Source organism: Paenibacillus sp. TSA_86.1 (assembly GCF_052691815.1).
Genome location: NZ_JBQZGE010000014.1, coordinates 69,481 through 89,741, shown reverse-complemented (window position 1 = coordinate 89,741; position 20,261 = coordinate 69,481). Strand labels below are relative to the sequence as shown.

21 protein-coding genes are annotated in these 20,261 nt (G+C 47.5%); 13 read left to right on the top strand and 8 right to left on the bottom strand.

From position 1 onward, the window contains the following. Window positions 1-81: 81 nt before the first annotated feature. The 3 genes from ACUTVW_RS21685 to ACUTVW_RS21675 form a co-directional block, all read right to left on the bottom strand. Window positions 82-342: a hypothetical protein gene (locus tag ACUTVW_RS21685; protein ID WP_445647671.1), complete on the bottom strand. Its 261-nt coding sequence runs from the start codon at window positions 340-342 to the stop codon at window positions 82-84. Between the two features lie 116 nt (window positions 343-458). Further along, window positions 459-695 carry a hypothetical protein gene (locus tag ACUTVW_RS21680; RefSeq protein WP_445647670.1) on the bottom strand — a complete coding sequence of 79 codons (237 nt, stop codon included), beginning with the start codon at window positions 693-695 and terminating at the stop codon, window positions 459-461. A gap of 5 nt (window positions 696-700) precedes the next feature. After that, a complete protein-coding gene (locus ACUTVW_RS21675; protein ID WP_445647669.1) occupies window positions 701-1,114 on the bottom strand; it encodes a hypothetical protein in 414 nt (137 codons plus the stop codon). Window positions 1,115-1,411: 297 nt separating this feature from the next. Here ACUTVW_RS21675 and ACUTVW_RS21670 point away from each other — a divergent pair, with 297 nt between their 5' ends. The 4 genes from ACUTVW_RS21670 to ACUTVW_RS21655 all read left to right on the top strand — a co-directional run bounded on the left by ACUTVW_RS21670 (window position 1,412) and on the right by ACUTVW_RS21655 (window position 4,667). Next, window positions 1,412-2,275: a MurR/RpiR family transcriptional regulator gene (locus ACUTVW_RS21670; RefSeq protein WP_445647668.1), complete on the top strand. Its 864-nt coding sequence runs from the start codon at window positions 1,412-1,414 to the stop codon at window positions 2,273-2,275. Window positions 2,276-2,278: 3 nt separating this feature from the next. Then, window positions 2,279-3,007 (top strand): glucosamine-6-phosphate deaminase, encoded by a 729-nt coding sequence (nagB, locus tag ACUTVW_RS21665; protein WP_445647667.1) that lies wholly within the window; start codon window positions 2,279-2,281, stop codon window positions 3,005-3,007. Then, entirely contained in the window at window positions 3,004-4,233 is a 1,230-nt protein-coding gene (nagA, locus tag ACUTVW_RS21660; RefSeq protein WP_445647666.1) for an N-acetylglucosamine-6-phosphate deacetylase, read from the top strand. Before nagB ends, nagA begins: the two co-directional genes overlap by 4 nt. A gap of 62 nt (window positions 4,234-4,295) precedes the next feature. After that, window positions 4,296-4,667, top strand: a complete 372-nt coding sequence (locus ACUTVW_RS21655; RefSeq protein ID WP_445647665.1) for a hypothetical protein — start codon at window positions 4,296-4,298, stop codon at window positions 4,665-4,667. Between the two features lie 865 nt (window positions 4,668-5,532). Here the strand turns inward: ACUTVW_RS21655 and ACUTVW_RS21650 are convergent. From ACUTVW_RS21650 to ACUTVW_RS21635, 4 genes are all read right to left on the bottom strand, one after another. Continuing rightward, complete coding sequence (locus tag ACUTVW_RS21650) at window positions 5,533-7,113, bottom strand: oleate hydratase (RefSeq protein WP_445647664.1); 1,581 nt, start codon at window positions 7,111-7,113, stop codon at window positions 5,533-5,535. A 368-nt stretch (window positions 7,114-7,481) separates the two neighbouring features. After that, window positions 7,482-8,057: a TetR-like C-terminal domain-containing protein gene (locus ACUTVW_RS21645; protein WP_445647663.1), complete on the bottom strand. Its 576-nt coding sequence runs from the start codon at window positions 8,055-8,057 to the stop codon at window positions 7,482-7,484. 642 nt (window positions 8,058-8,699) lie between these two features. Continuing rightward, a complete protein-coding gene (locus ACUTVW_RS21640; protein ID WP_445647662.1) occupies window positions 8,700-10,055 on the bottom strand; it encodes a dipeptidase in 1,356 nt (451 codons plus the stop codon). Between the two features lie 122 nt (window positions 10,056-10,177). Then, window positions 10,178-11,053: a DUF72 domain-containing protein gene (locus ACUTVW_RS21635; RefSeq protein WP_445647661.1), complete on the bottom strand. Its 876-nt coding sequence runs from the start codon at window positions 11,051-11,053 to the stop codon at window positions 10,178-10,180. Between the two features lie 224 nt (window positions 11,054-11,277). Between ACUTVW_RS21635 and ACUTVW_RS21630 the strand changes: the two genes are divergently transcribed. From ACUTVW_RS21630 to ACUTVW_RS21610, 5 genes are all read left to right on the top strand, one after another. Then, the gene (locus ACUTVW_RS21630) at window positions 11,278-12,021 is read left to right on the top strand and encodes a class I SAM-dependent methyltransferase (protein WP_445647660.1); all 744 of its coding nucleotides are present in this window, start codon (window positions 11,278-11,280) and stop codon (window positions 12,019-12,021) included. Window positions 12,022-12,038: 17 nt separating this feature from the next. Next, the gene (locus ACUTVW_RS21625) at window positions 12,039-13,031 is read left to right on the top strand and encodes an MBL fold metallo-hydrolase (protein WP_445647659.1); all 993 of its coding nucleotides are present in this window, start codon (window positions 12,039-12,041) and stop codon (window positions 13,029-13,031) included. A gap of 192 nt (window positions 13,032-13,223) precedes the next feature. After that, window positions 13,224-13,547, top strand: a complete 324-nt coding sequence (locus ACUTVW_RS21620) for a hypothetical protein (RefSeq protein WP_445647658.1) — start codon at window positions 13,224-13,226, stop codon at window positions 13,545-13,547. Beyond that, entirely contained in the window at window positions 13,544-14,590 is a 1,047-nt protein-coding gene (locus ACUTVW_RS21615; protein WP_445647657.1) for an FAD:protein FMN transferase, read from the top strand. The genes ACUTVW_RS21620 and ACUTVW_RS21615 overlap by 4 nt, the downstream gene beginning before the upstream one ends. Before the next feature lie 37 nt (window positions 14,591-14,627). Further along, window positions 14,628-15,236 (top strand): ferric reductase-like transmembrane domain-containing protein, encoded by a 609-nt coding sequence (locus ACUTVW_RS21610; protein WP_445647656.1) that lies wholly within the window; start codon window positions 14,628-14,630, stop codon window positions 15,234-15,236. Between the two features lie 244 nt (window positions 15,237-15,480). On the opposite strand, the gene ACUTVW_RS21605 is transcribed toward ACUTVW_RS21610, so the two are convergent. After that, window positions 15,481-16,047, bottom strand: a complete 567-nt coding sequence (locus ACUTVW_RS21605) for a phosphatidylglycerophosphatase A family protein (RefSeq protein WP_445647655.1) — start codon at window positions 16,045-16,047, stop codon at window positions 15,481-15,483. Window positions 16,048-16,492: 445 nt separating this feature from the next. On the opposite strand from ACUTVW_RS21605, the gene ACUTVW_RS21600 reads away from it, so the two are divergent. From ACUTVW_RS21600 to ACUTVW_RS21585, 4 genes are all read left to right on the top strand, one after another. Further along, window positions 16,493-17,548 (top strand): GerMN domain-containing protein, encoded by a 1,056-nt coding sequence (locus tag ACUTVW_RS21600; protein WP_445647654.1) that lies wholly within the window; start codon window positions 16,493-16,495, stop codon window positions 17,546-17,548. A gap of 118 nt (window positions 17,549-17,666) precedes the next feature. After that, on the top strand, window positions 17,667-18,422 hold the full coding sequence (gene rph, locus ACUTVW_RS21595) for a ribonuclease PH (protein ID WP_445647653.1): 756 nt from the start codon (window positions 17,667-17,669) through the stop codon (window positions 18,420-18,422). A gap of 1 nt (window position 18,423) precedes the next feature. Next, window positions 18,424-19,047 carry an XTP/dITP diphosphatase gene (locus ACUTVW_RS21590; protein ID WP_445647652.1) on the top strand — a complete coding sequence of 208 codons (624 nt, stop codon included), beginning with the start codon at window positions 18,424-18,426 and terminating at the stop codon, window positions 19,045-19,047. A gap of 370 nt (window positions 19,048-19,417) precedes the next feature. After that, entirely contained in the window at window positions 19,418-20,260 is an 843-nt protein-coding gene (locus ACUTVW_RS21585) for an STM4015 family protein (protein ID WP_445647651.1), read from the top strand. The last annotated feature ends 1 nt before the right edge of the window (window position 20,261 follow it).

The window sequence follows — 20,261 nt, the reverse complement described above, 5'->3', positions numbered from 1 at the left end:
CAGTATGAAGTATGGGGAAAGGCTTTTATGTTTTATTGGATAAGAGCAGTGATGTAGGTAAGCCGTTAATAAGTTTTGGCTTCATGTTCGTTGCCTTACTTCTGAGAAAAACTCCTCAACAACCTCAACATCGCTTCTACTTGTATGAAAAACATACAACTCGCGGGTGGGGTGAAGTTTATGCATCTCTTTATACCCATTCCATGCCTTTTGTGGATCATCATAGTCTTGAATAACTGACATGTCCTCCAACTGACGCAGCTGATTATTGGAACTCGCCTGAATTGCCTCAACTAGCACAAAACGACCCGGATGCAATTCAGTAATGTCCTCCCATTTCACTGGCCTCACCTCACTATGAATCTGATGATCGAAGTGTAACATAATCCCCCAACGTTAAAAGGAAGTGACTTTTATTACGAGTAGTGCTGTACATAATACTTATATACTTATAAATATTATGTACAGCAGACGACAACTTTTTCATCGTATTTCCTTTTAATCAGTAATCGTCCGTGTTCATCAATCAGATACGGAATATCATTTTTCTCTAACGTTTGTGTCATATGTTCGGAACTGTTCTCCATAAAAACATAATACTCATTCTGCCTATCGTTATAATTTATATATGCTGGGATCGTTAACACAACAACAATTACGATGGAAGCAATAATCCAAACCCACCTTCTGGTCATTTCGATTAAACCTCCTCTTTACGCTTATGTTCCTTCATAAACGCTTTCCATCTTTTTCTCGAGAACGGCTTATAAAATAGCTGCTCCAATTCCTCATACTGTGCCTTATTTAATTGTAAGTGCAAAGCTTTTTTAGCAATTTTAGCGGCAGGTTGTGATGAGACGGTGCGCCCTTCCGTTTTGCGTTTAATCGGCACTTGAAATTGTAACAAGTCTTCGTAACGTTCCCAACCCTCCCAGCTTAACCTGGCTCCGCGTTTCCAGTCGATGGCATAGAGGGCAAAATAATTGTAGGATGTGTCACTACGCTTGGCGGCAATGATCCAGATGTTTGGTACGATTTTATTACGCTGTCTGCGGTTCATAAGCAGTGCTCCTTTTTTGATCCCCGAATGGATCATTACATATAGACGCGTCACTTGTTCTGCTCCTGTTACTAAGGAAAAGGTAAGAGTAAGAGTAAGAGTAAGAGTGCAAATACGAGCGAATGAATAACAATGACATACGATTAACTTTAGCAGACTGTGATAAAACTTCAAATGAAGCGTATCTGGTTATAGCCTACCTGATTTACGTCATAAAGCATATCAATTCAAACGAAAAATCCTCTTGCTTTGCCAATGTGCCTTGATTAAAATAAAGGTATAAAAACTATTTTCTTTATAATTGTAAAAATAATAAAAATAATTTTCATATTAAATATCAAAGAGGTGCTTATGGCAGCCATCTTACATGCGTTGCAGCAAGAATTGCACAATTTACCGTCTCAGGAGAGACGGATCGCCGAGGTGATTTTACAATCGCCATCGGATGTTCCCGGTATGACGATTAACAAATTGGCAGAGCAGAGCGGGACAAGCGCGGCGACGGTGACTCGTTTTTGCAAATCATTTCACTTCAAAGGTTTCCCTGATCTCAAAATGAAACTCGCTACCGAGCTGTCACACGCACCGAATGAAACAGCCTATCAGGATATCGTTGCAGGTAACCCGTTATCCAAAATCGTCGAGGCTATTGAAGCGAATCATCTCGCATCTATTGCGGATACGACACGCTTACTGGATTTGGGCAGGCTGGAACAAGCAGTGCAGCTGTTATGTCATGCCCGGCGTATTGACCTGTATGGTGTGGCGACGTCGTCCATTGTTACACAGGATTTTTATCAGAAGCTGGTGCGGATCGGCAAAAGCTGTACTGCCTTTTCCGATTCCCACATGCAGATTACATCCGCTTCCTCGCTGGGGCAAGGAGATGTAGCGATGGCTGTGTCTTACTCAGGCGAAACACCGGAGACCATCGATGCGCTGACTTGTGCCAAACAGGCTGGAGCTTCCACCATCTCGCTGACGTCATATGGCAGTAACTCACTCGCTACCGTATCGGATATCCCGCTGTTCACATCTTCTCTCGAAGAAGGGATGCGGCGCGGGGATATGGCTTCACGCATTGCGCTGCTGCATGTGATTGATATTTTGTTTACAGGCATGGTCAGTGCAGATTTTGATCAATTTATACCTAAACTTGAGCAGTCGTATCACAATGTGCAGTCCTATCGTTTCCATCACACCGGAGGTGCTTGACAGATGAATATTCGTATTTTTGAAAATGAAGAAGATTTGAACGCGACAGGTGCAGGCTTGATCGCCAGCTTGCTGCAAACGAAACCTCGTGCCGTACTCGGGCTTGCAACGGGAAGTTCACCTGTGGGTATTTACAAGCAATTAATTACGATGTATCAAAAGGGTTTGGTGAGCTTCGCTCAGGCCTCTTCCTTTAATCTGGATGAATATGTAGGCTTACCTACAGAGCATCGTGAAAGTTATCGCAGTTTCATGAATGAACAGTTGTTCCATCATATTGACATCGATCTATCCCGTACAAATGTGCCGAATAGCGAGGCTGCAGATCTAGCAGCCGAATGTGATAGTTACGAGCAACGTCTGGAGGAGCGGGGGCCAGTGGATCTACAACTGCTGGGGATCGGGCATAATGGTCATATCGGTTTTAATGAACCGGGAACGGAATTGACGGGTCGCACACATGTGGTGGAATTGAAGGAAGAGACGAGAAAAGCGAATGCCCGCTTTTTTGATAGCATCGACGAAGTCCCGGCACAAGCGATTACGATGGGGGTCGGTTCGATTTTAAAAGCGAAACAGATCCTGCTCATTGCCCGTGGAGAAGAAAAAGCAGAGATTATCCGCGAAGCGTTCATGGGTCCGATTACAACCTCCTGCCCTGCATCCTTGCTGCAATGTCATCCGAACGTCGTTGTATTGCTGGATCGAGCGGCAGGGAGGCTGGTTAGATGACCGAAACCAATCCTAAAGTCAGTGACGGTGAGCTAGAAAAAAAGATAACGTTGCTCCGCGGCAGACTGCTGCTTGCTGATGAACTGCTGGAAGACGGCCTGATTGCCTGGCGCGCTGGAAAAATCGTGTATGCCGGCATACCGGAAGCTCTGCCTGAACAGATTCGTCGGGAAGCTGGATCACTTCCTGCCCAAGGGAAAGGCTTGATCGTACCAGGATTTATCGATATCCACGTTCATGGCGGCAATGGAGAAGATTTCATGGATGCCAGTCCTGACGTGCTGGACAAGATCACTTCATTTCATAGTTCGCAGGGAACAACAGCGATGCTGGCGACATCCATGACAGCTCCGAAGGAACGTCTGGATCATGTTTTGGCTGAAGTAGTACGATACCGTTCGGAGGCAATGCCATTTGCTCAGCTGGAAGGTGTGCATTTGGAAGGGCCATTTTTCAGTCCGAAGTGGCCTGGCGCGCAAAATCCGGATCACATCGTGCTTCCTGACGTCAGCTGGCTGCAAGGATGGGAAAAACAATACCCCGGCCTCATTCGCCAGGTGACGCTTGCCCCGGAACGAGAAGGTGCGCTGGAGGTCATCTCCTGGCTGCGGGAACAGCGGATAACGGCTGCGCTTGGGCACACGGATGCAACTTACGAGGATGTACAGCGCGCGGTGGAGGCAGGACTTCATCATGCCGTGCATACGTTTAACGCGATGACACCGCTGCACCACCGGGAGCCGGGAACAGCAGGAGCCGTGTTAAGTGATCCACGTATCAGTGCCGAAGTGATTGCCGATGGAATTCATGTGCATCCTGCGGCTATATCAATCCTTGCTCAATTGAAGCAGGCGAATGATCAGCTTGTGCTGATTACCGATGCGATGTCGGCAGCAGGACTGGAGGACGGGGAATATAAAATCGGTGATCTGCCTGTTATTGTGAAGAACGGTGAGGCGCGTTTGAAGGATGGAGGCGCTCTGGCGGGAAGTACCCTGACCATGGTTCGTGGTTTCCGATATCTGGTGCAGGAGGTAGGGTTGAGTCTGGGCGCTGCTTCCAGAGCAGCGAGCCTTACGCCAGCGCGTTTGCTAGGTATCGACCACCGAACGGGTTCCCTGGCGAGGGGGAAGCAGGCAGATATCGTTTTGCTGAATGAAGATTTGGAGATTGATACAGTTTGGGTGAAAGGTAGAAGGATCGGCAGTGGAGAGGAAATGCGCTGAACAATATGTTAAAATAGATCTCAAAAAACGAGATCTGCGGATCATCCACGGAGGCATGAACCATGGAACGTAACGCCATGTTGGAACATGATCCGTTTATCCCTGTGCTGGCGGAGAAGCTGCACATTCACGGATATTATACTTTTTATGGCGAGCATTATAATGAGACGGATATGGAGCAGTACCGCAAACATTTGTTCACAACCTTTAATAACATCGTTTGGATCGAGCTGGATGCACGCAAAAAATACATGATTGTGGATCATCGTGGACGCAACACGGTCATGAAGCTGATCGAAGGTATGCTGAACACGCGCAGAACGCTGCGAGCCAATCAGGCCATGGCGGGCACTGACACCAAAGATGTAGATCAGGAGATAACCCATTTCTCCAAACTGGTGCACATGCTGAAATTCACGACATTCCGTCCGTAACGTTGGAATAAAGGCGGAGTTGGTCAAGGACAGATGCTTGCCTGCCTGTAACTTTATCCAGACGCACAGTAGAGTGGGTAACCAAGTAATCACCCACATATGTCGATGAAGTATCGAACCATGCTTAGTTGTGGCTGACCACCCTCGTCATGAAGCAGGGCACTGTGTGCTGGGAGCTGCCCACCCTCGTCATGAAGCAGGGCACTACGTGCTGGGAGCTGAACCAGTGCGAATAGTTCACACTTTAAACCGTTGCCGCTAGTGGCGATTAGCGAATCAGACTGTGACAATGATGTTTGAGGCTCTAACGATCCTGAGGAAGCTTATTTGACCTATTTCGCAGTGTTCTCAATTCTAACGATCACCAGACACGCTATTTCATGTAAATGAGCAGTTTTGGGGTGTAAAAGAGAAGCTCCATCGCAAATAAGGTCTCTGGTGATCGTTAGATTTTTAAAAGACTCTAAAAGTGGGAAATAAGCTCTGTGGTGATCGTTAGAGCATCAAGTAGCTAGTTTTTGTCTATGTTTTTGGTGTGCTCTTTGTTTTTTTGTTTGGTGCCCTTAGTTTTTTGTTTGCTCCTTTCGCGAAGGTGGTGTTCCGCCCAGCATGGCACTTCTATTGATGGGGTTTGTTCTTACATATCTTACAGCTTTGCAAAAGACATACTTTACAGTTCTACAAAAGATACATTCAAAAAAAGAGTCCTGTCAAAGAATTAAAATGTCCTTTATCAAGGGTACATTTTAGATCTGACAGGGCTCTTTCAATATACTGCAATGAGGTTCACATGAATGAACGTAATTGGATCCGAACTTCGCGGTCAGCCAATAGCAAAATAAAAGTCAGCCTACGAACTCATTTCTTATCTAAACGAAGTCACAAAACTGCTGAACAGCGTCCGCACATCGTATTGATATTGATGGATCGGCTCAATCGGACGATTGATGCCAAGCAACGTATATACGGCAATCCGTGCAGCGCGCACCGAATATTCTTCCGTGAACACCACGTCGTCTGGAATCTCGCAAAATTGACTGATAAATGCCAGATTCGTTGAACCTTCCGGCACAACTTGAGGCCGGTCACTGTTCAGCCGTGGCATGAATTGCGCGGTGATATAAGGCATCATACATGGGATACAATTGGCTGTTGCCATGATCGCCTCTTGATGCTCCTGAAAATGAAGATGGCCGATCAACTCCTGCATAATCTCTTCCCCGGTGCAATCACACATTCTTTTTTTCACATAGTCGCCTACGTTATCCGAGTATAGCCCATAGCCCCAAAAGACTTTGACGTGCTCAGGCTGATTGCGGAAATGGGGCTGAAAAGCCAAAACAACGGACATAAACCAGCTCGAATCTTTAAATGTAACCAGTGCTCCTGTACCTGCACGGTTGCGTGTGAACTTTTCCATCAGATCAAAGAAGACCGAGTCCTGGAAAGTGACGGTGAATGATTCCCATTTGGACTCATCGACATGGTCGTTAAACGAAGAAGGATTGCCCAGCATCGGTTTTTTCGCCGCGATGTTCTCCCACAGCTTCCAAGAGCTGCCCTTGCCGTTCAGTTTGGGAGCGGATGTCATGGAGCCCAGATCAGCACCTTCTGTCATGGAGCCGTTCGTGACAATCACTAAATCCCCTTCATCGATGTTAATTACTTCTTTGACACCGTTCCGCCGCACATGCATAGCTGTTACTGTAATTCCGTCGCCTTCTGTGAAGTCCAAATCCGTAACGGTGCATTTCAGCGTGAAATCTACGCCGTACGGCTCCAAATATCGGTGCAACGGTAGAATGATGGAGTCATATTGGTTGTAGGGCGTGCGTGTAACCCCTTCGAGCGTTTGAATTCGTGGAAATTCGTGAAAAAAGCGAAGCATATATCGTTTGAACTCCACCGCACTGTGCCAAGGCTGAAAGGCAAATGTCGTCGCCCACATGTACCAGAAGTTCGTTTGGAAAAAGTGGGGTGCAAACCAGTCGTTGATCCGCAATTTACCCAGCGTGTCTTCAGTCGTAATGATGAGTTTTCCCATCGCCAGGCGGTCGGCCATATCAAACCCCATGGACAACACGTCTTCCACCTGACCATCGCGGTTTATTAACCGTGCATTGGAATGAGTAGGGTTTGCATTATCAAAAGCCGTAATCTCTTCCCTGACCGATATACCCGGATGTTCGATGGAAGGGACGGTCTCCAGCAGTTCCCACAGATTTTCATACGCTTCATCATTGAGCATCCGTCCACCGCGAATGACGTAACCTTGTTCCGGATTACCTGCACCGTCATTGCTGCCCCCAAGAATGGACATTTCCTCGATGATATGAATATTTTCGCCGGGGAAGTCACAGTCTCTGACCAAATAAGCCGCTCCCGCGAGGGAGGCAATACCGCCGCCTACAAAATAAACCTGTTTAGAGCCATGTTCTTTTTTCACGATCAATCGCCTCCAAAGATGGTGTATTCTTCACATTCTCAATGTAAACCTGCACCGGAAAAGAAGGTATGATCAAAAGAAGAGAGCTGTCCGATTTTTAGTCACTTTTGGAAAAATGTCTAGTTTTAGGGGTTGAATCGTGCCAATGATATGCCGATGCAGCGTATAGTTATTCACACCAATAGGAAATTCAGCCGAAACAACAGCTAAACTCGTCAATACAAACCCGATAACGGTAAAAGAGCCGCTCATCCTAAACAGGATGGCAGCTTGATATTTCCTTCTATGTTTAATGTTGTTTCGTTTTTGTTAAAGTACTGCATGTCGGCTATTCTTTGTTACTACTACTGGTTTCCTTGTAGATGCACTTACTCGTACACATATTTATGCTCATACTTATGCAGCGCCCTGAGAACATTGCCCTCAATCAGTTCACTTAGCCGATCGATAATCTGTTTTGGCGGTTCTTTCATGTCATTTCTCATCCACTGAATAATCATGCCTGTGAAAGCCAACGTATAAAAATTAACAACAAACTCTTTATCCTCGCTACGAACCTTGATCCCGCATGCCAGTTCATCGATCACACCCATAATCAGATCATGCGTAACTTGATAGAGGTATCCATCCAGGTGAGAGCGCCCAAGTGATTCAAGTGTATTACAGCAAAAAGCTTTATTGTTCTCGATGTAACAGAAAATTTTATAAAACCCTTCAGTCCACGTATCATAACTGCGGTATGCATGGATACTTTCCACTGCTTCCGTTTCGTAAATCCACCCAAGCAGGGCGTAAATATCCTGAAAATGATAATAAAAGGTTTGGCGGTTCACACCGCAGTCCTGCACCAGATGTTTTACCGTGATTTTGTTTAACGGCGTGTGTTCCATCAGGCATTTTAGCGAATGAGCCAGCGCGTTTTTGGTCAAATGAGAAGCAGACATTACCGTTCACCTCATCATTCAGATTCGGGTTGTAAGACTGGTTGCAATAGGGGCTTATCCGATTGGAAAAAGTAATCTACACTCAAGATTGATGTTGCTGTCCCGTAAAATATAATTCTATAAGAGTGTCCTTCCACAAACTCTTAACAGAATATTACCATATTTATCCTGTATATGAGATTAAATTAATCACTGCACAAACGAAATCTAAAAATATAAAAAAACGATGACCATACAGGTCACCGTTTTAACGCTATTACAACATGAAGTTATCAAGGCATCTGCCCAGAACGATTCGCCACCGGAACGCCCACCCGAGCGCCCTCCATTTTTCTGCTTCATCCCCAAAAAAGCTAGGTTTTGCTTTAAAACGACTTATCGTAACGCGCATAACGTAGTGGAGGGGGCGAAATTGATTCTGAAGAAGCGAAGCATGCTCTCTTATACTTTATCCTCTATAAGCTTTAAATAAAATTTACACGTTAAACGGAGTGGGGAGAAGAAAGCTGTAGAAGCGAAGCGCTCGCCTTTATTGCCGGATTTCTCCCTTTAGAAAAGGGATCAAAGAAATCTGGGAATAACAGCGATCGGAAGCTTGTTCTCCCTGCGTAGTGATCTCCGTGTAAGCGTGTCTTTTAACGACTATAAGCTTTTCATGAATTCCACGACCGTCAGTAACCCTTTATCGAAATTCTCCAGGTTAAAGTGTTCGTTTGGTGCATGCAGGTTTTCGTCTGGCAGACCAAAGCCCATCATCACGGCAGGCACACCAAGCACGCGGGAAAGCTTCTCAACGATTGGAATGGAGCCGCCATCCTTCGTGAAGAGGGCGCGCACACCATATACTTTTGCATAGGCATCTGCGGCTTTTTGCAGGATAGGATCAGTCGGATCGGTATTGAACGCAAAAGCTTTCTCGATCTGTTTGATCTGCAAAGTCGCTCCTGGTTGTACATGTGCACGGAGGTGAGCTTCTATGCGATCCAGCACATGTTGCGGGTCTTGATCCGCGACAAGGCGGCAAGTGATTTTGGCATGAGCTTCCTTGGGAATGACCGTTTTGCTGCCTTCGCCCTGGAAACCACCCCATACGCCATTCAGTTCAAGTGTTGGGCGAGCGCCGACACGTTCCACAAAGGAGTAACCCTCTTCACCGTACAGTTGCGCAAGTCCCAGATCTTGACGAAGCTGTTCTTCGTTGAAGCCTTGCTTCACGAACTCTTCTCTCATCTCGGGGGACAATGGCAGAACGCCATCATAGAATCCATCTACGCTCACGCGGCCTTGCTCATCATGCAAGGATGCCAGCAGGGAGACGAGGGCATGCAGCGCGTTGGGTACACCGCCGCCGAAGGAACCGGAGTGCAAGTCGGTGTTGGCGGTGAACAGATCCACATGTATCGAGCACAGGCCGCGCAGGCCCGTGGAGATGGCAGGTTTTCCTTTTTCCAGAAGGGACGTATCCGAGATCAACACCATGTCTGCATGCAATTTGTCGGTGTTGTCATTCAAATAAATCGGCAGGTTCGGGCTGGAGATCTCCTCTTCGCCTTCGATGCAGAATTTTACGTTGACTGGCAGTTCTTTATTTTCCGCAAGCAGCGCTTCAACGGCTTTGATATGTATAAAAATTTGTCCTTTATCATCCGTTGCACCCCGAGCATACAACTTGCCGTCACGAATGGTTGGTTCAAAAGGTGGTGTCTCCCACAGGTGAAGTGGATCAACGGGTTGCACATCGTAGTGTCCATAGATCAGAGCTGTGGGTTTACCCGGAGCATGTAGATGATCTGCATAAACAATGGGATGACCCGCTGTTTGGATAATCTCGACATTCTCCATGCCTGCACGTGTAAGTGCATCTGCTGCCCATTGTGCCGCTCGTTGAATATCTTCTTTATGCTCAGAAATGGCGGAGATACTTGGAATGGATAACCATTCGTTCAGTTCTGCCAGATGTTTGTCCCGGTTTTGCTCCAAATAAGCTTGTTCTTTCATTAAAAAGGCCTCCTTCTAATCTGCTTTCAATCTATTGTAATCCATTTTGTCAGGTTAATAAAACATTGGTCGAAAAAATGTCCAGACACTTGGTTTCATTATAAAGCGAATCATGTGTAGTGCTAAAACAGCTCCAGCTGCTCGGGCCCTTCTTCATTCTCAGGCTCGGTGCGGTCAGGAAATGCCTTAACGGGCTGGCTCAACAATTCCATCATCATCTGTGCATTGGTAGCGGCATCTCCGGCGGAGTTGTTGTTGAAAATGACAAACACTTCTTCACTCTGCTCCTGCAGCTGTTCCAAATAACCTTTCCACTCCAGCAGTTCCTGCTCATTGTACCGATACAAATAACGTGTCTCACGCCAGTTTGGTGCGCCGTTTTGCTGCCAGCCCGATACATTGCGTCCATGCATACGAACGAGCGTCATCCGGGGATCGGTTGCAATAGGAACAATGGGGATAGAACCCACCCCTGCCTGGGGTTCATCACAGACACTGTGAATCCATCCCTGCTCCTTCAGAAAATGAAGTGTGCGTTCACGCATCTGGTCTGCATACCAGCTTTGGTGACGAAATTCAATTGCACACGGAATGCCCTCCATGCGAAGCTTCACTTCCCGCAGTTCGTTCACGTTGTCCCGGTTACATTCAAACCAAGGGGGAAATTGAAACAGGGCTGCCTGCATTTTCCCAACTTCAATCACAGGTTCAAGCGATTCCCGAAAGGCTTTGTACATCTCGGACGTGCTGGCAAAGTAAGGCTTGCCCCGTAGATGTCCCGTCATTCCCTGGTAGGCTTTCACAATAAACGAGAATGACTCAGGTGTCTCCGCCGCCCAGCGAGCCATCCGATCCCGAGGTTGCACGGCATAAAAGGAGCTATCCACCTCTACTGTAGAGAAATATTGTCCGTATAGACTAAGCTTGTCTTTTGCCTTAGTACGGTTTGGATAGAGGTCATCTTGATCGCCCCATCCCGTAAGTCCGATACGAATCATAGGAACACCTCCTGTTGTATGTTTTTAACCGATTCGCAGGAGTATGACATGTCTAACATTATATCGTGCGTTATGGGAGCGTTCAATGAGGGGGCTAGAGGGTTATTTTGAGTTTGAGGCATAAAGCGTTACAATAATTTGGAATGATACATAGAGCAGAACCAGTTTAGTTCAATTGAAATGGCTTAAGGGTACCACTGACAATACGGAGGTCGAGAATTTACATGACGGCATGGTACGAAAAGAGTTTTGGCGAAGATTATCTGCTCGTATACAAACATCGGGATGTGCACGGTGCCTATGAAGAAGTACATAAAATGATTCAATGGCTGAAACTCCATCCTGGTGCAGACGTGCTCGATCTTTGCTGTGGCATGGGCAGGCACGCTCTGGCGCTTGCGGATGCTGGCTTTCAGGTGACGGGAGTAGACTTGTCGGATGTGCTTCTGAACGAAGCCAGGGAACTGGATACCGATCATCGGGTCAGGTGGTATCATGCCGACATGCGCAGGCTACCGCTACAAGCTCGTTTTGACGCGGTGGTTAACCTCTTCACTTCGTTCGGATACTTTCCCGAGGATATTGAGCAATTGAAGGTGCTGCGTGCAATGCATGATGTATTGAGACCGGGAGGCAGCTTCATTATAGATTTTATCAACACAGCCTATGTGAAGAAACATCTGGTGCCACACTCTGTTCGCGAAGACGAAGGACAGCGGATTGAGGAATTGCGCAGGATACAAGACGGTTTTGTGCAAAAGGAGATTCGAATTACGGACCTCGCAGACGGAACGGAGCCGCGAATTTATAAGGAAAGTGTCAAGCTCTATACGCGTGAGGAGCTCAGCGGAATGTTGCGGGAGGCGGAACTCCATCTAGATCAGGTTCACGGCAGCTACGATGAAGAGATATATGAAGAGCAGACATCGCCGCGCATGATTTTTGTGGGACATCGTCCTGCGGATTAAAAATGGAGGGGAAGCCGATGAGACGTACAAGAACCGAAGCATTATCCATGCCGGAGGGCATGCACCGTATTCAAATCACCATGTCTTTTCCTCTACGCTGGGTGAACAGCTATATTTTGATTGAACCGGATGGACAAGCGAGCATTGTTGATCCGGGACCGCGGACCGCTGAGACGGAGCAGGAGTGGCGAGAAGCATTGGCGAATCTCGGCCTGACCTTTGAGGATATTCACCAAATTGTATTAACTCACCATCATCCTGATCATCTGGGATTGTCCGGATGGATGCAGCAAATGTCGGGTGCACCGGTGTTGATGTCAGCACGATCCCGGCAGGAAACGGATTATATGTGGGGAGACGGAGCGAGTATCGAAGAGAGGCTGCCTGAATATTACCTTCTTCATGGTATGCCGCAGCATAAGACGGTTGAAATCAAGGAACATATGAAAACATTCATTTCACAGATTACACCGCTCCCGAAGGTAACGATCATTGCAGATGGGGGTACGCTCCGTATGGGTGGAAAAGCATGGATCCCTGTGGAAACGGGCGGACATGCTCCAGGTCATCTATCATTCTATGCTCCCGAATCCAGGGAGATTTTGTGCGGAGATGCGGTATTACCCCAGATTTCGCCGAATATCAGTTTGCAGCCGGGCAGTGACCCGGAACCGTTACAATCGTACATGGACGGCTTGCGGCGCCTGAGTTCTCTTACGGTGGAATGTGCATATCCGGGACATCGAAATCCGTTTACCCGTTTTACGGAACGCACTACCGAATTACTTGCTCATCATGAAGAACGTCTGGCAAAACTGACGGAACGTTTGCAGGAAAGCTCGGCTCACGCGTATGACATCTGCCTGCATCTGTTTGGTGATCGGCTTGGCACCCATCAGCTGCGCTTTGCCATGAGCGAAACGCTGGCTCACTTGCAGGAATTAATCCGGCGTGGCTTAGTGAGCCAGGAACAGCAACCGGAAGGCATCATTTATTTTTCGACATTATAATAAGTAGTCAGAAGTCATACGATTTGAATATCAATCTTGTCGTTGCCCTGAGCAGGATGTACCTGTTCCGGGCTTTTTTTGTGACATCACATTTAAAAGCTTTAGCCACTCTTAACGGTTTATTCAGCTTCTTTTAAGCCTGCTTGCCTATCATACAATTATGAACTTCGCTATAGAAAGAAGGGATACGCGATGACAAGACGTACACGAAACCAATGGAGAAAATGGCAAGCTTCGGCTGCAGCAACGTTAACTGTTGCTGCACTCTTTCAATATGTAAGAACTTCGGATGCTTTTGATACGGCTTATGCCGCGGCAAAAGGTGCAGATACAGGAGTGACGGCTTCAACTTCGGTTGGATCACGCGACGATGTGATGGATGAGTGGTCTCCAGAGGGGGCAGATCAGCAAAGTGAGGATGCCAATTCACGCAGTCAGCAATTCGGGCAACATGACTGGAATGCAGATTCCGGAATCAGTAGTGGCAATGATCGGTCACGCACAGGTGCGTCATGAACAGCACAGAGCAGGCTCTGCGTCCCCTGCAATTTTGTTTTTATGCGATGAACACCAAGGTGGAAGTACAGCTTTCGGCAGGTAGAGAACAAGCGGAACATGCGGCCTCCCTCGTCAAAAATTGGTTTGAAACACAGGAGCAGCGTTTCAGCCGTTTTGTGGCTGACAGTGAACTGAATCGTCTGAATCAGAGTGAGGGATGGATACCTGTGTCGGCTGCGATGGATGAGGTACTCAGTCTGGCTTATGGATATATCGGGCAGACGGAGGGCATTTTTCAGCCAGGTATTTCACAGGCTCTGCGTTCAGCGGGATATGATATAAGCTTTGAGAAGGTACAGCAGCGAGCTTCCCAGCAGCCTCTCTTGGCGCGTCTGTTTCGTACAGGAGAAACGAAACACGTCAATAGGAGCGAATATGGGTATGACTACAGCCGCCCGAACTGGATACAACGGGAAGGCAGCCGGATGGTTCACTTAGATCCAGGAGCCGAACTTGATCTCAGTGGAATTGTGAAGGGTTGGGCTGTAGAACGTATTGCAGACTGGTTGCAGAGGACGTTGAAGATTACTGCGGGCATGATTAATGCAGGTGGTCAAGTTCAGGCATGGGGGATGACAGAGCATCAGTATTGGACACTTGAGGTGAACAGTCCATTCTCACAGGAGCAAGGTATGAATGGGGCTGTTAGACTGCAGCGAGGGGCCGTCGCTACATCAGGCATTACGGGTAGACAGTGGCAAGATGAGCATGGTCATACAACACATCATCTTATTGATCCCCGGACGATGGAACCGGCGGATACCGACATTTTGCAATGTACAGTGGTCGGTCAGCATGCTTCGCAATGCGAAATTTTAGCGAAGACCGTATGTATTTTGGGAAGTGCGGAGGCAGTGAACTGGCTTAATCGTCATTATGATCGGCACGATGTTCTTTGGACGACTCGGGATGGGAACATTTATTTTAGAGGTAATACGTCAATACTTGCTGAGCGCTGGCCTGGATTTGACCCGGATCATCGGTTCAGCTTGATCGAATAGGAACGGGACAATTCTAGCAGATTTGGAGGAGCCGGTTATGGCACAGTGGATTGTAGATGATCTGCCAACGTGGGATATGATTCGAATTAGTGGAGTTGCCGCATACTTGCTGCTTTTTACGGGTGTGTTTCTTGGTATTGCTCAAGGCATACCGATGGCAAAGGGGGAGCCGAGAGCCCTCATGTCTGAGTGGCACACACGGACAATCTGGCTTGCCTTTGGACTTGGAACCTTCCATGCACTCACACTAATTATTGATCAGTACAGCCCGTTTACCTGGAGTGAACTGTTGATTCCATTTACTGCATCGGTACATCCGATTGGCAGTGGGCTGGGGACGTTAGCCGTCTACGGTCTGCTGATTGTATTATTGTCTGGTGATCTGCGCCGGAAGTTAGGTCACCAATGCTGGTTTATGTTCAACCTGTTATCTTATCCGGTGTTTGCCGGGTTACTTGTTCATGGCATGGTCACAGGAAATGATTCGGCTCATGTCCTGATGCGCTTGATGTATGTATTTACAGGTATAAGTATTATAGGTATCACTGTATTGCGCGGTTTGTTACTGGAACGTAAAGGACCGGAGATCACGATTGGGCCCAAACGAACCGAATCAGAACCGATCAGGGATCGAAAGTGGGCGTAAACCTATGGATTAGCTGTGCCGCTGGGACAAGAGCAGCTCAAGTAGGCATGGCTACATGGAATAGTGTCTCTATCTCTTTTGCTTTGGTGTGAACTACAACCTCATTTATGAATAGAAAAGCGGCCAATGCAGGCCGCTTTTTTTGCTGAGGCGTTTCATATGAACGTATATCAGGCTGATATGTATTCACGCGAAAACGAATCCGTTTTATGCCAACTTATCGTTACTGGCAAGTGAAATAGAACTAAACCTTGTCGTCGCTGACCGGTTTTTCTCCCAGCGCCTCTTCCATCTCGGATTGTTTGCGGTGAGCAATACGACTACTGGCGGCAGAAGCGATGGCCCCGACAATATCATCGAAGAACGTATGCACAGGCCCAAGGCTTTTGTCATTGAGGCGTTCTAACACGCCAGGTTTCAGCTTGTCCACATAACCGTAATTGGTAAATCCAATGCTGCCATATACATTCACAATCGAGAAGGCGAGAATTTCATCTACGCCATACAGTCCTTCATCGTTCTCAATCATCTCTTGCAGAGGAGAGATCAGTTGTCCTTGTTCTGCCAGTAGATCAAGCTGGATGCCGGTTAACACCGCATTTTGTACCTCGCGTTTTTTCAGAACCATCTCTACATTCTCAATGCATTCTTCCATCGTTAGTCCAGGATAATACTTTTTCTGAAGCAGCATAACCAGTTCTGCGATCTCAGGGATCGTGACGCCCCGTTTGTGCAACCATTCCCTTGTCGCTTCGGCAACTTTGCGGCTATTCAGACTGTAAGGGATTTTTTCCTGCTCCGGATGTTCCATGGGCGAGTCCTCCTTTGGTGTCATTATAAGCTAAAATGAAGGGTTTACACGGGAACACTCCGATGACAGAAGAACCTTTCAATCGCTGTTATCCCCAGATTTTTTTGATTACCTTTTATCTAGGTGAAAATCCGCTGATAAGCGTATGCTTTCGAAGTAGCTTTCTTGCAGAAAGCTTTTAGGCGAACGCTCCGCTTTTCCAGGTTTTTTCTGTCCTCTCCGTTAACGTGTAAAAAAATCATTCAACATATATATCGATTATATATCGATGATTGTGTACTTCTTACCTACATACGTTATTAACCGTATTGCGTTGCTTTTATGTTTGTTACATATGAAGATCGTCAGATTCAGCGAGGGCTTGTGCAAAAAGTAGTTATTTTTTGATCAAAGGCTCGTATACATGGTAGTACAAACTGTAAAAATGATGAGGGGGAACGTGATCATGAGAAAAATCCCATCTTTACGCAAGGCATCAGCAGCGGCTTTATTAAGTATTCCTGTAGTTTTGACTGGCTGTGGTATGTTTGGTGCCCAATCTTCAGAAGCGATTGATCCGCCGCCGCGTATTCAGGAAGCCGCCATGATTCAGGCTGCAGAAGGGAATGGAACGCTCGCATCCCTTCCGCTGACGACCGTATATTTGCAAGACCAGCAGGGGCTGCTCGCTCCAGTCTCGTTAACACTTCCGTCTGGAACCGATGTGAGCAGCCCGAAGACCGCTTTAGATACATTAGTTACGGGCGGAGTATACGCCGGCATGTTACCTGAAGGTTTCAAAGGTGTACTACCGCAGGGTACGGTTGTGCAAAATGTAACGATCCATGCGGACGACAAACTGGCCGTTGTCGAGTTCTCGGGTAACTTTGCCAAATATGATGCCAAAGATGAGCGTAAAATGCTGGAAGCGGTGACGTGGACGCTGACGGGCACGCCAGACGTAAATAATGTACAGATCTGGGTGGATGGCAAAAAGTTAAGCCAGATGCCTGTGAACAGTACGCCGCTGCCGGAGCCTTTGAACCGTGCAGTAGGCATTAATCTGGATCTGGGTGAGTCCTTTACTACGAACAGCAGTCCGGTTACGGTTTATTTTTCAGCCGCATCCCCTGCTGGTGTGCAGTACTATGTTCCTGTTACACGTCTCGTAACTCCGGGCGGAGACCGGGTGCAGGCCGCACTAAATGAGTTAATCAAAGGGCCGGCCAAGAGCGGGGAACTGGAAGAAGTCATGACAGGTGGAACAGAACTCCAGTCCGTTAAGACGTCTGATGATGGCACGGTGACGGTTGCACTGAAAGATGACATGTTTAGAGAAGGGGATGTCGTACCAAGTGAGTTGCTGCAGTCGGTTGTCCTGACAACCGCAGAGAATACAGCCAGCAAAGATACCAAAGTGCAGATTGAATGGAACGGGCAGAAAACGGTCAAAGGCGACGATAACCGGGATTACAGCGCACCTGTTTCGAAGCCGGAGTATATCAACGAAATCCCGATTTAAAGGATAGGAGATGCCTAAGGGTGCTTTTAATTGAACTCTTTGGTAAAATATAAAGGATGACTGCAATAGAGAATAAGTTCAACATTACAGGATGCTTAAGTCGTAGGAGGCAGAAAATATGAGATCTAACGGACGAACTAGCGAACAGCTGCGCCCGATGAATTTAACAATTAACACGAATAAATACGCCGAGGGCTCTGTATTGATTGAAGTTGGGGATACAAAGGTAATCTGTACGGCAACGGTAGAGGAACGTGTACCGCCCTTTATGAAAGGTCAAGGCAAAGGCTGGGTTACAGCGGAATACTCCATGCTTCCGCGTGCCACGCACACCCGGAACCAGCGTGAAGCGAATCGGGGTAAACTGACGGGACGTACGATGGAAATCCAACGTCTGATCGGCCGTGCTCTTCGTTCGGTTGTGAACTTGCAGGCGCTCGGGGAACGTACCATTACGCTGGACTGTGATGTTATTCAGGCGGATGGAGGCACACGCACAACGTCGATTACCGGTTCATTTGTCGCGCTCGCGCTCGCAGTGAACAAAATTGCCCAGCAGCACAAACTGCAGGTGTTCCCAATTACAGACTTCCTCGCTTCCGTGAGCGTAGGGGTTGTGGGAGAACAACCGGTGCTGGATCTGAACTATGAAGAAGATTCTAAAGCCAAAGTGGACATGAACCTGGTGATGACGGGCAGTGGCAAATATGTGGAGCTTCAGGGAACAGGTGAGGAAGCGCCATTTGATCGCCGCGAATTGAACGCGATGCTTGAACTTGGTGAACAGGGAATTTTGGAGATGATCGCGCGGCAAAAAGAAGTGCTCGGGCCGATCGCGCTTAAGATTGGCGCACGCGGGCTGGGTGAGGCGTAAAATGAGTCTGGACAGTCCGGTTATCATTGTTGCCACCCGCAACGCAGGGAAAGTTCGTGAATTCGCACATGCCTTTGCTCCGCTGGGTAAAGAGGTCAAAAGCATGTTTGACTATCCGGAGCTGCCGGATGTCGTAGAAGACGGCGTTACCTTTGCCGAGAATGCGTGGAAAAAAGCGAAGACGGTGGGGGATGCGCTGGGGCTACCCGTTCTGGCAGATGATTCAGGACTTTGTGTGGAACTGCTGAACGGAGAGCCGGGTGTCTACTCGGCAAGATACGCAGGTGAAGGTGCAACGGATGCACAGAACAATACGAAGCTGCTGGATGCGCTTGCTGCACTGAAGTCCGGGGAAGATTCCCAGCAGCCCCTCCTGAGCCCGGCACAATTTGTCTGTGCACTGGTGCTGTACGATCCGGCAAGCGGGGACAAGTATGAAGCCGAAGGTACGGCGGAAGGCTGGATTACGGCTGACGCGGCAGGGGAAGGCGGCTTCGGATATGATCCGCTCTTCTATGTGCCGGAGTACGAGAAGACCATGGCTGAACTTACGCTGGAACAAAAACAAGCCATTAGTCATCGGGGTCATGCGCTGCGAGCCCTCGTTTCTCGTTTAAAAGCATAGAAGATGAAGGTGGCTCACTGAGAACCGCTTGATCTCTTCGCGTGAGGTAAGCAAGATTACAAGTTAATTCATAAGACGTTAATGGAGACACAACGTACATTCTTGTGGGAATGAGTTGCCTTTCTGTTAGCGTCTTTTTTATGTGTGTCACATGTTATATGGAATCCATCTATGTACCTAAATATAGGGACTGATAGGGGATGAAACACACGGGAACATGTGTTCTTTTTACTATGAGGAAAAATAGGTTTTTTGCACGATTGGGAAGGGCTTTGGGACTGGGGTTGGAAGAAGTTGCAAGTCGAGCCGGGTATGGGTTAACATTCAAATTAGTTAATGATGATTGAACCTTATACGGGAGGGATTTGGCATGCAAGAAGTGAAGCTGGCTGTGTCTTACGATGACTATGAAGAAGGTGTTCGGATAGAGACACTTCTTCGGGATTTGGCAGCGAAGCCGGAAGCGGCAACGCTGGACAGTCTGATCATTGGAGATTGGGGACAAGCTTATGAAAATTCTCCGCAGGAATTCAAGGATACGTTAATTGAGCTTGCATCAAGTTTTCCGGCCCTAAAACGATTGTTTATCGGGGATATGGAGTCCGAAGAATGTGAGATTTCGTGGATTGTTCAGACGAATCTTGCGCCGATTCTGCAAGCCTTTCCTCATTTGACTTCCTTTGTGATCCAAGGCAGCAGCGGACTGGAACTGGAGCCTCTCAAGCACAGCAAGCTGGAAGAATTACAGATTATTTGTGGTGGTCTGCCGAAGAAAGTGTTACATTCCATTGCCGCGGCAGAGCTGCCTGAACTGCGCAAACTCGAACTGTATCTGGGTGTTGAAGATTACGGATTCGATGGTTCATTGGACGATGTGTTGCCTTTGATCGAAAAAGGACGTTTCCCTAAGCTGGAGTACCTTGGTTTGAAGAATAGTGAAATTCAGGATGAGATTGCCAAGGCTGTTGCAGAAGCACCGATATTGGATCAGATTCAGGTGCTTGATCTCTCCGAAGGCACATTATCCGATGAAGGCGCAGAGGCGCTGCTCGCCAGCGATAAAATTAAACAATTAAAACATCTGAACCTGAGTTATCACTACATGACGGACGAAATCATGGAGCGCTTTAACCAATCGGGTATGTCTGTGGATGTTAGTGATCAGCAGGAAAGTGATGAAGACGACTGGCGGTTCCCGATGGTGACAGAGTAAA

What these genes read in the sequence shown, in the direction of transcription:
- rph (WP_445647653.1), top strand. Translation starts at nt 17,667, where the DNA reads ATGAGATCTAACGGACGAACTAGCGAACAGCTGCGCCCGATGAATTTA.
- ACUTVW_RS21640 (WP_445647662.1), bottom strand. Translation starts at nt 10,055, where the DNA reads ATGAAAGAACAAGCTTATTTGGAGCAAAACCGGGACAAACATCTGGCA.
- ACUTVW_RS21615 (WP_445647657.1), top strand. Translation starts at nt 13,544, where the DNA reads ATGAACAGCACAGAGCAGGCTCTGCGTCCCCTGCAATTTTGTTTTTAT.
- ACUTVW_RS21625 (WP_445647659.1), top strand. Translation starts at nt 12,039, where the DNA reads ATGAGACGTACAAGAACCGAAGCATTATCCATGCCGGAGGGCATGCAC.
- ACUTVW_RS21680 (WP_445647670.1), bottom strand. Translation starts at nt 695, where the DNA reads ATGACCAGAAGGTGGGTTTGGATTATTGCTTCCATCGTAATTGTTGTT.
- ACUTVW_RS21600 (WP_445647654.1), top strand. Translation starts at nt 16,493, where the DNA reads ATGAGAAAAATCCCATCTTTACGCAAGGCATCAGCAGCGGCTTTATTA.
- nagA (WP_445647666.1), top strand. Translation starts at nt 3,004, where the DNA reads ATGACCGAAACCAATCCTAAAGTCAGTGACGGTGAGCTAGAAAAAAAG.
- nagB (WP_445647667.1), top strand. Translation starts at nt 2,279, where the DNA reads ATGAATATTCGTATTTTTGAAAATGAAGAAGATTTGAACGCGACAGGT.
- ACUTVW_RS21590 (WP_445647652.1), top strand. Translation starts at nt 18,424, where the DNA reads ATGAGTCTGGACAGTCCGGTTATCATTGTTGCCACCCGCAACGCAGGG.
- ACUTVW_RS21655 (WP_445647665.1), top strand. Translation starts at nt 4,296, where the DNA reads ATGGAACGTAACGCCATGTTGGAACATGATCCGTTTATCCCTGTGCTG.
- ACUTVW_RS21630 (WP_445647660.1), top strand. Translation starts at nt 11,278, where the DNA reads ATGACGGCATGGTACGAAAAGAGTTTTGGCGAAGATTATCTGCTCGTA.
- ACUTVW_RS21610 (WP_445647656.1), top strand. Translation starts at nt 14,628, where the DNA reads ATGGCACAGTGGATTGTAGATGATCTGCCAACGTGGGATATGATTCGA.
- ACUTVW_RS21645 (WP_445647663.1), bottom strand. Translation starts at nt 8,057, where the DNA reads ATGTCTGCTTCTCATTTGACCAAAAACGCGCTGGCTCATTCGCTAAAA.
- ACUTVW_RS21670 (WP_445647668.1), top strand. Translation starts at nt 1,412, where the DNA reads ATGGCAGCCATCTTACATGCGTTGCAGCAAGAATTGCACAATTTACCG.
- ACUTVW_RS21620 (WP_445647658.1), top strand. Translation starts at nt 13,224, where the DNA reads ATGACAAGACGTACACGAAACCAATGGAGAAAATGGCAAGCTTCGGCT.
- ACUTVW_RS21635 (WP_445647661.1), bottom strand. Translation starts at nt 11,053, where the DNA reads ATGATTCGTATCGGACTTACGGGATGGGGCGATCAAGATGACCTCTAT.
- ACUTVW_RS21585 (WP_445647651.1), top strand. Translation starts at nt 19,418, where the DNA reads ATGCAAGAAGTGAAGCTGGCTGTGTCTTACGATGACTATGAAGAAGGT.
- ACUTVW_RS21605 (WP_445647655.1), bottom strand. Translation starts at nt 16,047, where the DNA reads ATGGAACATCCGGAGCAGGAAAAAATCCCTTACAGTCTGAATAGCCGC.